Consider the following 15,045-nt stretch of genomic DNA (forward strand, 5'->3'; position numbering starts at 1 on the left):
GAGAGGCTCCTAAATATCTAAGTTATTCATCCTAATAGACAGAGCGTGATTTTCAATGAATTCTCTTCTAGGTGGGACTTCTTCACCCATCAACATGGTGAAAATATGATCTGCTTCAACAGCATCTTTTAATGAGACACGTATAAGAGTTCTCTGGTCAGGATTCATCGTAGTATCCCAAAGCTGGTCAGCATTCATTTCTCCAAGACCTTTATATCGCTGGATTTCTATTCCATGTCTTCCAAGATTTTTGAAATGGTTCATAACCTCTTGTAAAGTATAGCAAGTATAGTTAAGAATTTTGGAATCTTCATTGGAGATAATCATTTCATGTTGTTCAGGAATAAGATAGTTACGAACTTCCATTTCATAGTCTTTGAGTTGACTTTGGATATCCATAAAAACACAGGTTTTATATAGTTCTATGATCTTGTAATCCATAGTGTCTTTTTCAAAGAGCTCTTCTTTTTGTTGCTCGGAATAAAGATAACAACCGCCCAATTTCCCACTCATAGGAGACGCATAATATAAAGGATAACCTAACCCTTCACGATACATTTCCAGGAATTCAGAAAAAGGAATAGCCTTTTTCTCCAAGGCTAGGATAAATGTCTCTACATCTAAAATCACATTCACGAATACCTTAAGAGCATCTCCACTCAACTCTCTACCCGTTTTTGCAAAGGTAACTTTACTATCACCAACGCCTAGAGTTAGCAGATAATCATCCATTTCTTTTTCTGACAGGATATAACGAAAGTCTTTTTTCTTACTTACTTTATATAGAGGAGGCTGGGCAATATAAACACACTCATTTTCTATAAGAGCAGTCATATGACGATAGAAAAATGTTAATAACAAAGTACGAATATGTGAACCATCAACATCAGCATCTGTCATGATGATAATACGCTTATAGCGTAATTTCCCTAAGTTAAAATTATCAGAACCTATGCCACAACCTAAAGCGGCTATAATAGTTCCAATTTCTTGATTTTGAAAGACTTTTTGTAAACGTGCTTTTTCTACGTTTAGGATTTTACCACGAATAGGTAAGATGGCTTGAAATTTTCGATCACGTCCTTGTTTTGCTGAACCACCTGCAGAGTCTCCTTCAACAATGTACATTTCACATTTTTCTGGATCTTTCTCTAAACAATCGATGAGTTTTCCTGGCAGTCTTGCACTATCTAATGCGCTTTTTCTTAGAGTGAGCTCTCGAGCTTTTTTAGCAGCTTCTCGAGCTTGAGCAGCAATAAAAACCTTCTCTACGATCATCTTGGCAATTTGTGGATTTTCTTCAAAAAAGATTGCCAAACTTTCACCAGTCACTTGCTGAGCTACAGAACCTACATCACTGTTTCCTAATTTCTGTTTTGTTTGTCCTTCAAACTGTGGATTGGGAACTTTTACAGCAATAACTGCAGTTAACCCTTCACGAATATCTTCCCCTGTTAAAGAAAGTTTTGTTGTCTTAGCACAATTATGAGCTTTAATGTACCCATTTACAACTCGGGTAAGAGCTGTTGAAAAGCCTGTAAGATGTGTCCCACCCTGCCGTGTAGGGATATTATTTGCATAAGAATACATAAGTTCAGAATATCCTGCGTTCCACTGTAAGGCCGCCTCAAATTCTATCTCCCCATCATCTCCTGCGCGAATCCCTGAAATATAAATAGGATTGGGAAACAGGCTTTCTTTATTTTGATTCAAATAGCTGACAAAAGACTGAATGCCCCCTTCATAAAAGAAAATGACCTTATTAAAACTTACATCACGATCATCTTCAAATGTGATAGTTACTCCCCGATTTAAAAAAGCAAGTTCTCTTAAACGTTTTATTAAAATAGAGCAGTCAAATGTGCATGTAGAAAAAATTGTTGGATCAGGGTGGAAAGTAATTTCAGTTCCCTGCTTATCTGTAGAACCTAGGATCGTGAGTGAGGTGATCGGGACTCCTTTAGAAAATTCCATTTGGTAGCCTTGTTTCTCTTTAAAGACTTTAGCAACAAGCTTTTCTGCAAGAGCATTTACACATGAAACTCCTACTCCATGAAGTCCTCCAGAGACTTTATAACTATCTTTATCAAATTTTCCACCTGCGTGAAGGACTGTGAGAACAACTTCTAAAGCAGAAACCCCCCTCCCTTGTTTTACAGATTCTCGTTTATGAACCTCTATAGGAATTCCGCGACCATTATCTGCAATTGTGATCCCCCCATCTTCTAGGATACGCACATCAATCTGTGAGCAGTAACCAGCCATAGCTTCATCAATACTGTTATCTACAACTTCATAGACAAGGTGATGAAGTCCTGAAATTCCTGTATCCCCAATATACATACCTGGGCGTTCGCGAACAGCTTGTAATCCTTCTAAAACGGTAATGGCTGAGGCATCATAATTTTTTTCTTTTGGACTCATAAACTTATCCTAACAAAAACTGTATCCCCTGAATCTGTGCGTGAGGCACAATCTTATGCAAGCAGGTAATCAAGTCACTCTGATCTGTTTGTTTTAATAAAGCATATAAAGAGGAATTATAAACTTTTACTAATAAAACTTGCTCTTTAAACCCTATGGCTCGAGACATTTCTTTATACTTACCTTCTAGAATTTTATTCCATGCTTCGACTATTTCTTGGGGATGCGCAGCTAAAATGCGCTCAATATCTTTTAAATAGCTATAAAGATAGTGTTTAGCATGTTTAATAGGTGAGGCTGTTTTTTTTAATGGATGTCTTTTTCGTCGTAAAAACATGACCTACCTGAAGGACAATGCAATGTATTATCGAATACACTACATCAAAAGAAACTTCTTATATCCAATAAAATGAAAAAAGTCAATACAACGTTAAGAATTCTCTTAAAAGGACCTTTTTATAAAAATAGACGACTGCATGCAAACATACAATTTAACAATGATTATAAGAAAATATAAAATAATTCAATTTACATGCAACCCAAACAGTCAATAGTTTAGATTCATTGTGTCCATAAATATCACAGGTGTCTTGATTATTAATTGCAAGAAAACCTGCACTGCATAACTTATTATCCTTGTAGTGGCTTCAAACAGAGTTTGAGCAATAAATATTACAGTAATCATTGAAGCAAGCAAAAACCTTCCTATGATTTGAAGAAGAAGGTCAATTCCTTTTAGAATAATTTCCACAATCACTATAAGGGTTCCTAAGCCTGCCATTTCAATGAGCCCACGGACGCAGTGTTGCATGGAATAAGGAGAAGAAGAGGATTTTAAGGGAATACAGCCTTCTATCTTATTTGAAGGATAGGATGCCCTTGCTTGTTCAATCCTTTGTAATCCAATCACCATTCCTAGTAGAGGAACAGCTCCTTGAACATTAGTTACAAATTGAGAAGAGGAGCGTATACCAAAGGCCGGTGCATTCACATTGATTCCCATAACACGTTCTCCTAAAAATCTAGGTAGCATTTTTTCGAAAAATGCGATTTATTTGCAATCCAAATACTTCTCTTGTCTAATCACTTGTAAAGAAGAGTCCTGGTTATTTTTCGTTCTCTTCTACTATTGTGATAATGTTTCCTTGATATTTTAAATCAAAAAAATTTTTTACAGCACTACTTTGAAAAAGTTTCTTTAGTTTAAGCATTGCACAAGTGTTGAGATCTTCATCGCGAATCACCACAATATTTGTATATTTAGACATATCCAGATTTTCTAAACATAGACTATCCACTTTTGGGGAGAATCCTCCAGCAATAGCGAAATGTCCAGGAATAACAGCAGCATCTGTGTCAGAAAGAGAACCCATTAGAAGAGGAGCAGCCACCTCAACTATAGTGATATTTCTATTGTCTTTTCCGCAGACATCTCTAGAAGTTGTGTTCAAGTCGATAGGCTGTTTACTTATAATAAGCTGACATTCTTCAAGCAATTGCAATGCGCGTTGCGCATTTGTACAATCTACAGGAATAGTGATTGTGATTTTACGCTTATTTTTTAACTCTTGTAGTGAAGAAAACTTTTTCGAATATATTCCCATGGGCTCAAGATGGACTTTAATAAAAGGGACGAGCTTCCCTAAACTACCATAACGCCTACATTCATCCTGTAGAAAAGCTTCATGTTGAAAATAGTTCGCTTCAATTTGCTTATCAAGAAGCAAGCGATTTGGAATACGATAGTCATCAATAGGAAGAATTTTTAGCTTCAATCCTAAAGTTTTCGCCTCTCCTTGCAAAGTATAGAGCAATTCAGCATGGGGTATGGGACTAGCAGCAATACGGATTACATCTTCGGATTCCTGTTTTTGGCAAGAAGTAAGAAACAGAGTCAGGGAAATAACTCTTCTAAGTCTTAACCATGTTATTTTCATAAAATCCCTCGGTATTTTAATATGCGACGGCCATAGAAATTGCCTAGATTACGAACAATTTCGATACATGCTAGCGTAATCACGAGTACTGACATTGTGACTGATAATTGAAAACGGTAGTACCCATACTGCAATAACACTTGTCCCAATCCCCCTCCTCCTACAAATCCTGCAAGTGTTGAACAAGAAATAAGATGGATAATAAGGGATTTAAGAGAAAATATAAGGTCGGGATAACTTTCTGGAAGGAGGATATCTTTAATAATTTTAATCCTAGGAATTCCTAAAGCAGTCGCAGGTTCAAGATAAATAAGAGCTGAATTTCGCAAAGCATTTGATACTAATGTTACGACAAAAGGAATCGCTCCAATTGTAAGTGGAACAATAGATGCTGTTGTTCCTAAAGATGTTCCGATAATCCACCGCGTTACAGGGAAAAGGATAACAATTAAAATAGCAAAAGGAATCGCAGTAAGAAAACTCAAGGCAATGGATACTGTAGTATGGAAAAATTTAGGAATATTACAAAATAACCCCATGCCTATAAATCCTCCTATTAAACAAGAAAATAAAAAGGAAAAACCTACCATATAGAAGGTATTCCCAGTTTCCTTAAGTAAAAGTAGAATCAGATCTCTCTGCACGGTATTCTCCTATTATTATCTACAATTCAATTCTTTAATAAGAACACCTCGTTCTGTTAATACAATCTTAGCCTGTCTTCGATTCTCTAAGGAGCCTTCTAAGTCCACAATTAAAAAGCCCATAGGAGTGTTCCTAAATAAATCAATCCTTCCTGATAAGATATTTATTGATACAATACCTGTTTGAATGATTTCGCTAACAATGCCTTGGGCAGCAAGCTCTTTGGGAAAGCCTAGTCTCAATAATTCTGTGTAGTTCCTATTCTTATAAAGGAAAGAAAAATCTTGTGAGACCCGATCAAATAGTCCTTCTGTCAAAGGGCTCTGCGGAGTAAGAAAGAGTTGTTCTGTGGCTCCCAATTCTTCGATAACACCTTGATGCATAACTAAAGTACGAGAGCAAATTTTTTTAATGATATCTATTTCATGGGAGACCAGGACAAGGGTAACCTTTCTCTCATCATTCAGTTTAAGGAATTTTTCTATAATATCTTCCGTAGACTTTGGATCCAAGGCTGAAGTAATTTCATCGCAAAGCAAAACTTGAGGTTCACAAATTATTGCTCTAGCAATGGCAACTTTTTGTTTTTGCCCACCGCTAAGATTTCCTGGGTAGACATCTTTTTTGTGATAGAGGTTTAAAAAATTAAGTGTTTCAAGGACTCTTTCATGCACTTCTTCTTGCAGCATATGACTGTTATGAACATGGAGAGGATAAGCAATATTTTGAAAGACAGTTTTTGCAGAAAATAACCCATAGTTTTGGGAAATATAGGCAACCTTCTTAGCAAAATTACTGCGTGACATTTTTTTTACTGCTAAAGAACTTTGAAATCCAGCTATAGTTATGGATCCTGTAGTAGGAAATTCGAGAAAATCTAAACAACGTAATAATGTAGTTTTTCCAGAGCCACTATGACCTATGATACCAAATATCTCTCCTGAATACACAGAAAAAGATACCTCTTTTAAAAGGCTATGCAGGCCTAGGGTTTTACTTAAATTTGCAACAGAAATAATAGCAGAATGTTCTTTTAACACAGATATGTTTCCTCAACTCAAACTATACCTATAAAGGTCATCCTATTGCGATAAAGTTTTAATTACCTAAAATTTAGCAGTGTGAATTAAACTGTAAAGTCGTGTATTCTTTCAAGCTAGATATTCTTCTTCTTTTCAGATTCATCGTAAGATGCTCGTTCGATGTCAAAGATGAATTCTTATAAAGATGCTTGACAAATCTCCTAGATTACGGTCAAACTAGCTGTTGATGATACCTACGGAGGTAGGCCTTATGCCGAGCATTTATGATTTTTTAGGAAATGACGATGACAATTTATTAACCCACGAATGTAAGCACATTCGGAAGGAAAGTCTGACTCTTCCTTGTCATGATTTTGTAGATAAAGTTTTTGTGGAGTCGGATAGGAATAATCGAGCATTAAGGTCCTTACAAACATTATTTTCTCATGGCCGATTAGCAAACACAGGTTATATGTCTATTCTCCCGGTGGATCAAGGGGTCGAACATAGTGCAGGAGCTTCTTTTGTTGCAAATCCTTTATATTTTAATCCAGAAAATATTATAAAACTAGCAATTGAAGGAGGATGCAATGCTGTAGCTTCTTCTTATGGTATCTTAGCGTTGTTTTCTAGAAAATATGCCCATAAGATTCCTTTTATCCTCAAGTTAAACCATAATGAACTCCTTTCTTATCCAACAAGCTATCACCAAATTTTCTTTAGTCAGGTAGAGGCTGCATATTTGATGGGAGCTATTGCTGTAGGAGCGACCGTATATTTTGGTTCTGAGACCTCTCATGATGAAATTGTTGCTGTGTCAAAAGCTTTCGCTAAAGCGCGTGAGTTAGGGTTGGCAACTATTCTTTGGTGTTACCTTAGAAATTCCGCGTTTGTAGTTAATAATATTGATTATCACAGTGCTGCCGATCTTACAGGACAAGCAGATTACCTTGGAGCAACATTGGGCGCTGATATTGTAAAGCAAAAGCTTCCCACTTGCCAGGGAGGATTCAAAGCAATAAAATTTAGCAAAACTGATGAAAGAATTTATACTGAATTATCCTCGGACCACCCTATAGACCTTTGTCGTTACCAAGTTTTAAATAGTTATTGTGGTAAAATAGGATTAATCAATTCTGGTGGACCTTCCGGAGATAATGATCTTACAGATGCTATTAAAACAGCTGTTATTAATAAAAGAGCTGGAGGTATGGGTCTTATTTTAGGAAGAAAAGCTTTTCAACAACCGCTTTCTGAAGGAATTCAACTATTGAATTTAGTGCAGGACATTTATTTAGACCCAAACATTACAATAGCCTAACCTTCCAAAAAATTTTCATGCATACAAAACCCACAAAACCGTTAGGAACCTTTACCGTAGGCATGCTATCCCTAGCTGTAGTGATTAGCTTACGTAATCTACCGCTTACAGCAAAACATGGTCTCTCGACTTTGTTTTTTTATGCCATTGCTGTAGCTTGTTTTATGGTTCCTTATGCTCTTATTGCTGCTGAGCTTGCTTCTTTTAAACCTCAAGGCATTTATATCTGGATACGAGATGCCTTAGGCAAATGGTGGGGATTTTTTGCCATATGGATGCAATGGTTTCACAATATGACCTGGTACCCAGCTATGCTTGCCTTTATTGCAAGTACAATAGTCTATAAAATCAATCCCGATCTCGCTCATAATAAAGTCTATCTTGCCATAGTAATTCTTGCAGGATTTTGGTTATTAACGTTTTTTAACTTCCTAGGCATTAGCTCCTCTGCATTATTTAGTTCTATCTGTGTAATTATAGGAACGCTCATTCCTGGCATTATCCTAGTAAGTTTAGCACTTTTTTGGATTTTCTCTGGCCACCCTATAGCGATTTCTCTTTCATGGAGTGATATCATTCCAGATATTAGTAATATGTCTTCATTTGTTCTACTTGCAGGGATGTTGCTCGCTTTATGCGGTCTTGAAGCTAACGCTAACCTCGCTTCAGATATGGTAAATCCTAGAAAAAATTATCCTAGAGCTGTCTTTATCGGGACGATAGCCACTTTGTTCATTTTAGTACTAGGCTCTTTGTCAATTGCGATTGTAATTCCAAAAGAAGAAATTAGTTTAGTTTCAGGACTAGTAAAAGCATTTACCCTCTTTTTTGACAAATATCACCTCTCATGGATGACAGGAATCATTGTTCTTATGACAATTGCAGGTTCTTTAGGAGAGTTAAACGCCTGGATATTTGCTGGAACTAAGGGGCTCTTCGTCTCCACACAAAATGATTGCTTACCACATATATTTAAAAAGGTGAACACCAAGAATGTTCCTACTAATTTAATGATATTTCAGGCTATTGTAGTGACAATATTCACCTTATTATTTTTGTGTTTGGATTCTGCTGATCTTGTTTATTGGATTTTAAGTGCACTGAGTATTCAAATGTATCTTGCCATGTACATTTGTCTATTTATTGCAGGCCCTGTATTACGTATTAAAGAGCCCAAAGCTCGGCGTTTATACTCCATCCCTGGAAAATTTTGGAGAATTTGTATTTTATCTTTTTTAGGAACTTGTTCTTGTATTTTCGCTTTATGGATTAGCTTCTTGCCTCCACAGGAATTTACTAACCTCTCTGAAAAAGGTAAGATAGCCTATACGATTTTCTTACTGCTCGCTTTTACCTTAAACTGTCTAATTCCTTTCGGTATCTACTTCGCACATAAGCGTTTATCTAAAAAAGTCAGTTAGAGGTTCCCTTCTCTTTTTATAAAAAATTCTAAAACCAATAGCTTTTTTCGCTTAAGACTGCATTAAATTAGCTAAAAAAGAAAAAGTTTATGCATCCAGTGATCAGAAAAAAGATAATCATCGACATGATGTCATTCAATGCTGTAACAATAGGTCCGGAAGCTAAAGCAGGGTCTACACCAATTTTCACAAAGAAAAATGGAGAAAGAACCCCTAGAGTGGTTGCTGTAAGAGAAGCTCCTAAAATTCCAGTAGCGACAGTAACTCCTAATTGTATGCTACTTCCAGAAAAGATATTTAAACCTAAAAATCCCATTAAATAGACAACAATACCGCAAAGAATGCCAAGAGCAACTCCCGTAAGCAAACCTATGGTGATTTCTTTAAAAATGGTTTCCCGACGCCGCCCAAAAGATAACGTTCCCGTAGCCATGCTACGGACTAAAATTGTACTACATTGAACTCCAACATTTCCCGACATCCCGTTAATTAAAGGAATGAAAAAAATAATCAAAGCTAATAATGCTGGAGAAATTTTTTGGAAATAAGCCATAACCGAAGCGCTAATTAACCCTGCGCATAACGTAACAAGAAGCCAAGGTGCTCTAAGTAAAAATCTCTGGACTACATGACAGCTATGATATCCCACATCTTCAGTTGTCCCAGCCATTCTAGCAATAGTCTCATCAGCAATATCCTCAATCGCTTCAACGACATCTTCATAAGTAATTGCTCCAATTAAAAAGTTTTCCTCATCTACTACTGGAAGGGCTGCAATCTTATACCTTTCAACAAGATCAACAACCTCCTCTCGAGTCACGTCGGGCAATACCTTATGCTCTACCTGGCTCATAATTTGCTTTAAAGAAACTTCCGGAGGATTAATAATTAAACTTCTATCTGTAACAACACCTTGAAGTTCTCCTTTAAAATCCAAGACAAAAACTAAGCGAGTCAAATCAATCCCCGGATTATTTCGGATGCAGGCAGAAACATCCTTAACCTTTGTTTCCATCAAAAAAGCAAAAAATTCGTTTGTCATCAAACGACCCGCAGTATTTCTACCGTGCTTTTGCAGATCACGAATTTTTAAGGCTTTTTTAGAATCTATCAATTCAAGAATTCTGCGATATCTACGATCAGGGATATCATCCAAAACCCAAACAGCTTCATCAGGAGGCATCTGCTCAATTAAAGTACAAACTTCAATGTCAGAAAGTCTACGAAAAATTGCCCAACGTGAAGCAGAGTCAGTATTAATAATGAAAGCAACTTTAGAAGTATTACAGGAAAGATTTTTATAAAGAATTGCTCGAGATCCAGACGGAAGACAGGAAACAGCATAAGCAAGATCTATAGGGTTATATTCACTAACAATTTTAGACAAATCGTGGGAATGTATATCTGTGGATAAGCAAGTAAAAGCTTTCTCTAACTTAAAACTCAGCTCATCATCCAAATGACTTGTCTTAGAATCCATTAGATTTCCTGAGCCAAAAGCAGTATCTAATTTATCCTCACTTCGGTTCTGCTCTCCTGCCATACCCTACCTCTTTGATTCTCAAGAATTTCATGAAATGTATATCTTGTCCTAAGATTAACTAAATAGGGATCTTTCAGCCATCTAGTCTCAGTAATTTTCATACCACAACGAATAGAACGTAGGATCATTTCCCACGCTGTCTCTATATCTTCTTCTACAGAATAGAACTTCCCTAAATTTAAATAAGCCCCAGGAGAGCCTAAAGAAGCTGCTTGTTCCAAGTACATTTTAGCAAGTTTACTTGCACGTATACACTTCGTTTTCCAGAAAAAAAATAAATATACTTTTCCTAGCAAAAGTAAAATATTTTCATCTTGAGGACAAGACTCTAAAAGAGGCAGTAAAATTGCCTCTGCTTTCTCAACTGACCCCAGATCTTCTAATAATCTTCCCTTTTCTAAGAGAGTAGCAGCAAGAATAATTTTTGCTCGAAAAGAAAGAAGCAGAGAATCTATCTGCGATAGAAGAGCATGAGCTTCATTATAATAAGTAAGATCCTCTTGTAACTCTGCAAGTAAATAATATGAATAACCCCAAAGTTCTATAATTTCTGGTTGATGACTTAAATCCCATGCTTTACGATAATATAATAATGATTCTATTAAGAATATTTCTTTATAAGCCTCATCTACTGTAACTTCTGCTAAACACTTCAGTGCCAATCCCCGATCACTCCAAAATAAAAAAGCTTCAGGACGCAATGAACATAACTTACTGGCTACATCTACAGCCTTTTGCAGTAATCTTGCACTTTTTTTCTTGACTCCCCAAGAAAAATACCCGTCAAAAAGTTTTTGCCATGCCTCAACAGAATCAAAATCCCATTCTACACAAGAAAGAAAACAAGACACAGCAGAAGCAAAATTTGCATTATCATTAAAATACAAAGCTGAACAAAGCTGAACAGTACCTAAAGCATAGATAAAAGAACTATTTCCAGGAAAAGCTTTCATTGCAGAAATCAGACGCAATCGACTTTCTTTAAACAAATTAGGTTCTTCTAGGTACAATCCTAAAATAGAAATTCCCATTGCTAATAAGCTAGAAAGCACAATCGGATTATTAGATTTTTTTTGGATAGAAGCAAGTTTTTCCAACCCAGCTTCAATGTGTTTTACATTACTATTTAACCAACCAGAGCGAATTAATAACTCTCCCCAAACTATCCACAATTCTGAAAGATGAGGAAATGATTGCAAAGTTTGGTAAAGTATCTGGGTTGCCTGATAAAAATGTTCCTTTTTATAAGTCACATCGAAAAGCTTTACAGCAGCAAGAGCGTAGCTATAACGATAATTTTGATAAGAAATGCTATCAGGAGCTCGGGTAAAGCTTAAAAAAATAGCCTGAGAAAAATGTTTCATGCTCTGTTCTATCCAGAAAGCCTTTCCTTCTCTAGTTCCTAAAACAACCAACCCTTTAGCATAATCTGCATGAATATCTGGGGCATGAGAATTTAGAGTTAAAGCTTGAGCTAAACATCGTATTCCATAGGTCAAATCATACAACTCTAAATGTTTGTGATACAACGCTAGAAAGCTCTTACCGACTGTCTGGTATACAGTAGCAGTAGCAGCTAAAGAAATCTCCTCTTGCTTTATCCCCAAACTAAAATGTTCCCATCCCAACCGATATTGTAATTGAGGATGCATTTCTAAGAGTTTCTTTATTAAATGATAATTTTCCACAACTTGAAAAAGAAATTTTATATCTCCTGTTAAAGAATACAATTCAAAATTAATACATGTGCGAACAGAACATAAAGAAAGCCTATCCGAAGCACTAATTCTTAATTCTTGAAAAAGAAGATCCACATAAATAAGGACGTCCATAAGTAAAGACAAATTTTTATATCTTAGTCCATACGTGGTACCATAAAAAATAATCTTTTTTAAAATTATAGGATGGCTACGAGTTAACATCAACAAAGTTTGAGCTACTGCTAAATATCCTTCATTAAAAGTTTGCGAATGCATTGCACATTCAATTTCAGATAATAGGAAACCTACAGTGCCCTTAAAACAACCAAACTCATCCTGAGGCCCCAACTCACTTGTGACCACTTTAGAAGAAATAAAAGGTAGTGGTGATTTAATCATGTACCTTCTTTGTTATAGTAATGAAACCTTCTTACAGTCAATTTAGAAAACTAAAAAATAGTCCAATTTGTTAGATCAAAAACCCCTTATCAATTTGCGATAAATAGGTCTATTAGCTTTAAAATATCGAAAGCCATTTTAGCGTATTCGATTTTTCAATCAAAAATATTTTATCGCAAAGAAGCCATTTATTGAAAAATTCATCTTTTTTCCCAGTCAAAAATCACTAGATCTAAATTCAGTATCATTATGTATAGGCTAATCTGGATAGGCTTTATGACAAGCCGGTCCAACATATTGAATTGAAGGAGATCCTCCAGAAATTATTTTTCCTTCCTTAAAAAGAAAGACAGCTACTGGTTGACAGCACCTTAATGAATAACAACCATGTTGTCCTAATCCTAGTCTATTTCCTTCTCCTTCAAAGTGGAAATTTTTTTGATTTCCTGCAAACAATATATGCGCTCGTGAGTATATGACATCATCATTCCAATCTCTTTCCAAAGAACCGAGAGCTACACGTCCTGCCAAAGGACTTAACAATGCATAAAAAGTAGTCATTATATACGCAGAGCCGTAGAAAGGAGCTTTTAACAATGCCGCTAATGAACGCCCCATCTCTCGAACAATATCGTTATAAATAAAACGTTCTTCCTCAAAAAGGCTTTTGCAAAAAAAATAATCATATACCATTCGAAAAAGAATATAAAAAGGAATTATAAAAAACCTTATGAGATTGTAGACCATTCTACTTAAAACTAAAAAAAGTACTATAAAAATAGGAAGCACGTGGAATTCATAAGGAAAACGATAGACTAAAGCAATACCAGAGCCCTTGTGATCCAGGGTAGATAAATCCATACAAACATCAAACTGAAAGCTTTTGTACTGAGAACCTTTGTAAAAAAGAGGCATAAAAACCCAACGACGTTCATCAAATAAACAAATGCGTGTTGCTGCAAAAATATCGACTTTTTTCCCTAAAGAATACAGGATTCCTCCCCCTCCCCCGAAAAGAATCAATGGAATAAGAATAGCCCCAACGATAACAGGCCATGAGAAAACAACAAGTTGAGCTTGTATTAAAGAAATAATTGCAACAAGTATAGATAAAATGAACAAAGCTCCAAGAGCAACAAGTCCGATGCGAATAATGAAATGAACTTTATATTTTTGTTTTAAAGATAACGTAGATAGAACCTCAGTCATTTCGCTGTAGGTCTTTTTAAGATAATTTTGGCTCCACAGATTAGGATCATAAAAATTATCTTCACTTATAGGCTTCAGCTGTGCATTAACAGCGGATAAATTAAAATACGACATATTAAAAAATTACTTTATTTCAAAGCCCAAGAAAAAAATTTCACTATCTATTATGCTGTCAATGCTTTACTTTGTATTGAAAAAAATAGTGCTTTTCATGACAAGAAAATACTTATATACTAAATACAATCTTTTACTTCTCCTTGCAATCTTTCTTGGCTTGGGGTTAGGACTCACGAACTCTGTTATACTTTTTGCTATTGCAGAAGGAATCTCTAGTATTTTTTTAAAATTACTTCGATTAATCAGCTTACCTCTAGTATTTTTTGCTATTGGATCTACAATTACTTCTGTGGATAACTTGAAAACAATGTTTACCTTGGGGAAAAGACTCGTCTACTATACTTTATTCACAACACTCATTGCAGCTTCTATTGGTTTAGGCATAGTCATATTCATTCATCCAAGAGTCACTACCGCAACGACTCTTGCAACAATGACAGAAACAAACTCCACAGGATACACTAATATCTTAGCAGACATTCTACCTAACAATATACTCAAGCCTTTTATTGAAGGAAATGTCATTGCTATTGCATTTTTAGCAGTTATCTTAAGTATCGCGTCTTTATTCTTGAAAGAAAAAGAAAGAACTTTCGTAAAAAACTTTTTTTCTACTTTCTCTTCTATTTTCCTTAATTTAGCCAAAGGCATACTTAAACTTCTTCCTTTAGCAATGTTTGCCTTTTCTATTCTTCTATATAAAGAGTTTAGAAATCAGGAAAATCTACAAGTATTTAGTAAATATTTATTCTGTGTAATAATGGCTAACCTCCTCCAAGGATTTTTGGTGCTTCCCCTCTTACTTAAATTTCACAAGATTTCCCCTTTTAAAGTAGTAAAAACAATGTCTCCAGCTTTGATTACGGCATTTTTCTCAAAATCTTCAGCAGCTACCTTACCCCTAACAATGGAACTTGCCGAAGATGAATTAAAGATACATCCCACTCTTTCTCGATTTAGCTTTCCCTTATGCTCTGTTATCAATATGAATGGCTGTGCAGCTTTCATTCTCATCACAATAGTTTTTATCCTTACTTCAAATGGAATACTTTTGTCGCCCCTTATGTTAATTGCTTGGGTTCTCATTGCAACCCTTGCAGCCGTAGGAAATGCCGGTGTGCCTATGGGATGCTATTTTCTTACCCTCTCCTTACTCTCTTCTATAAAAATTCCTTTATCTATTCTCGGTCTTATTTTGCCTTTTTATGCCGTCCTAGATATGTTAGAGACTTCCCTTAACGTCTGGTCGGATTGCTGTGTAGTAAGCATAGTAAATAAACAGCTTTCTAAAAAATTCCCTTTATAAG

General features: G+C 35.7%; 12 protein-coding genes. 3 read left to right on the top strand and 9 right to left on the bottom strand.

What is annotated here, in order from left to right:
- Positions 1–9 precede the first annotated feature (9 nt).
- The 6 genes from gyrB to Cs308_RS04170 all read right to left on the bottom strand — a co-directional run bounded on the left by gyrB (position 10) and on the right by Cs308_RS04170 (position 6,046).
- Positions 10–2,424: a DNA topoisomerase (ATP-hydrolyzing) subunit B gene (gene gyrB / locus Cs308_RS04145; protein ID WP_066482906.1), complete on the bottom strand. Its 2,415-nt coding sequence runs from the start codon at positions 2,422–2,424 to the stop codon at positions 10–12.
- 4 nt (positions 2,425–2,428) lie between these two features.
- Positions 2,429–2,761, bottom strand: a complete 333-nt coding sequence (locus Cs308_RS04150) for a DciA family protein (RefSeq protein WP_066482907.1) — start codon at positions 2,759–2,761, stop codon at positions 2,429–2,431.
- Between the two features lie 210 nt (positions 2,762–2,971).
- Entirely contained in the window at positions 2,972–3,457 is a 486-nt protein-coding gene (locus tag Cs308_RS04155; RefSeq protein WP_156506736.1) for a hypothetical protein, read from the bottom strand.
- A 73-nt stretch (positions 3,458–3,530) separates the two neighbouring features.
- On the bottom strand, positions 3,531–4,355 hold the full coding sequence (locus Cs308_RS04160; protein ID WP_420834800.1) for a MetQ/NlpA family ABC transporter substrate-binding protein: 825 nt from the start codon (positions 4,353–4,355) through the stop codon (positions 3,531–3,533).
- Positions 4,356–4,357: 2 nt separating this feature from the next.
- A complete protein-coding gene (locus Cs308_RS04165; protein ID WP_197481308.1) occupies positions 4,358–4,951 on the bottom strand; it encodes an ABC transporter permease subunit in 594 nt (197 codons plus the stop codon).
- Between the two features lie 69 nt (positions 4,952–5,020).
- On the bottom strand, positions 5,021–6,046 hold the full coding sequence (locus Cs308_RS04170; RefSeq protein ID WP_066482919.1) for a methionine ABC transporter ATP-binding protein: 1,026 nt from the start codon (positions 6,044–6,046) through the stop codon (positions 5,021–5,023).
- 253 nt (positions 6,047–6,299) lie between these two features.
- Here Cs308_RS04170 and Cs308_RS04175 point away from each other — a divergent pair, with 253 nt between their 5' ends.
- Positions 6,300–7,349 carry a class I fructose-bisphosphate aldolase gene (locus tag Cs308_RS04175; protein ID WP_066482921.1) on the top strand — a complete coding sequence of 350 codons (1,050 nt, stop codon included), beginning with the start codon at positions 6,300–6,302 and terminating at the stop codon, positions 7,347–7,349.
- A 17-nt stretch (positions 7,350–7,366) separates the two neighbouring features.
- The gene (locus tag Cs308_RS04180) at positions 7,367–8,770 is read left to right on the top strand and encodes an amino acid permease (RefSeq protein WP_066482923.1); all 1,404 of its coding nucleotides are present in this window, start codon (positions 7,367–7,369) and stop codon (positions 8,768–8,770) included.
- 67 nt (positions 8,771–8,837) lie between these two features.
- On the opposite strand, the gene mgtE is transcribed toward Cs308_RS04180, so the two are convergent.
- The 3 genes from mgtE to Cs308_RS04195 form a co-directional block, all read right to left on the bottom strand.
- Entirely contained in the window at positions 8,838–10,250 is a 1,413-nt protein-coding gene (gene mgtE / locus Cs308_RS04185) for a magnesium transporter (RefSeq protein WP_066483465.1), read from the bottom strand.
- 26 nt (positions 10,251–10,276) lie between these two features.
- Complete coding sequence (locus tag Cs308_RS04190; RefSeq protein WP_420834801.1) at positions 10,277–12,409, bottom strand: tetratricopeptide repeat protein; 2,133 nt, start codon at positions 12,407–12,409, stop codon at positions 10,277–10,279.
- Between the two features lie 261 nt (positions 12,410–12,670).
- Positions 12,671–13,735 (bottom strand): hypothetical protein, encoded by a 1,065-nt coding sequence (locus Cs308_RS04195; RefSeq protein WP_066482929.1) that lies wholly within the window; start codon positions 13,733–13,735, stop codon positions 12,671–12,673.
- A 97-nt stretch (positions 13,736–13,832) separates the two neighbouring features.
- Here Cs308_RS04195 and Cs308_RS04200 point away from each other — a divergent pair, with 97 nt between their 5' ends.
- Positions 13,833–15,044 carry a dicarboxylate/amino acid:cation symporter gene (locus tag Cs308_RS04200; protein WP_066483468.1) on the top strand — a complete coding sequence of 404 codons (1,212 nt, stop codon included), beginning with the start codon at positions 13,833–13,835 and terminating at the stop codon, positions 15,042–15,044.
- Position 15,045 lies beyond the last annotated feature (1 nt).

Source organism: Candidatus Chlamydia sanziniae (assembly GCF_001653975.1).
GTDB classification, from domain to species: domain Bacteria; phylum Chlamydiota; class Chlamydiia; order Chlamydiales; family Chlamydiaceae; genus Chlamydia; species Chlamydia sanziniae.

Bases quoted from the DNA above. Each gene is read 5' to 3' on its own strand.
- gyrB (WP_066482906.1), bottom strand. From the start codon at position 2,424: ATGAGTCCAAAAGAAAAAAATTATGATGCCTCAGCCATTACCGTTTTA.
- Cs308_RS04150 (WP_066482907.1), bottom strand. From the start codon at position 2,761: ATGTTTTTACGACGAAAAAGACATCCATTAAAAAAAACAGCCTCACCT.
- Cs308_RS04155 (WP_156506736.1), bottom strand. From the start codon at position 3,457: ATGCTACCTAGATTTTTAGGAGAACGTGTTATGGGAATCAATGTGAAT.
- Cs308_RS04165 (WP_197481308.1), bottom strand. From the start codon at position 4,951: ATGGTAGGTTTTTCCTTTTTATTTTCTTGTTTAATAGGAGGATTTATA.
- Cs308_RS04175 (WP_066482921.1), top strand. From the start codon at position 6,300: ATGCCGAGCATTTATGATTTTTTAGGAAATGACGATGACAATTTATTA.
- Cs308_RS04180 (WP_066482923.1), top strand. From the start codon at position 7,367: ATGCATACAAAACCCACAAAACCGTTAGGAACCTTTACCGTAGGCATG.
- mgtE (WP_066483465.1), bottom strand. From the start codon at position 10,250: ATGGATTCTAAGACAAGTCATTTGGATGATGAGCTGAGTTTTAAGTTA.
- Cs308_RS04195 (WP_066482929.1), bottom strand. From the start codon at position 13,735: ATGTCGTATTTTAATTTATCCGCTGTTAATGCACAGCTGAAGCCTATA.
- Cs308_RS04200 (WP_066483468.1), top strand. From the start codon at position 13,833: ATGACAAGAAAATACTTATATACTAAATACAATCTTTTACTTCTCCTT.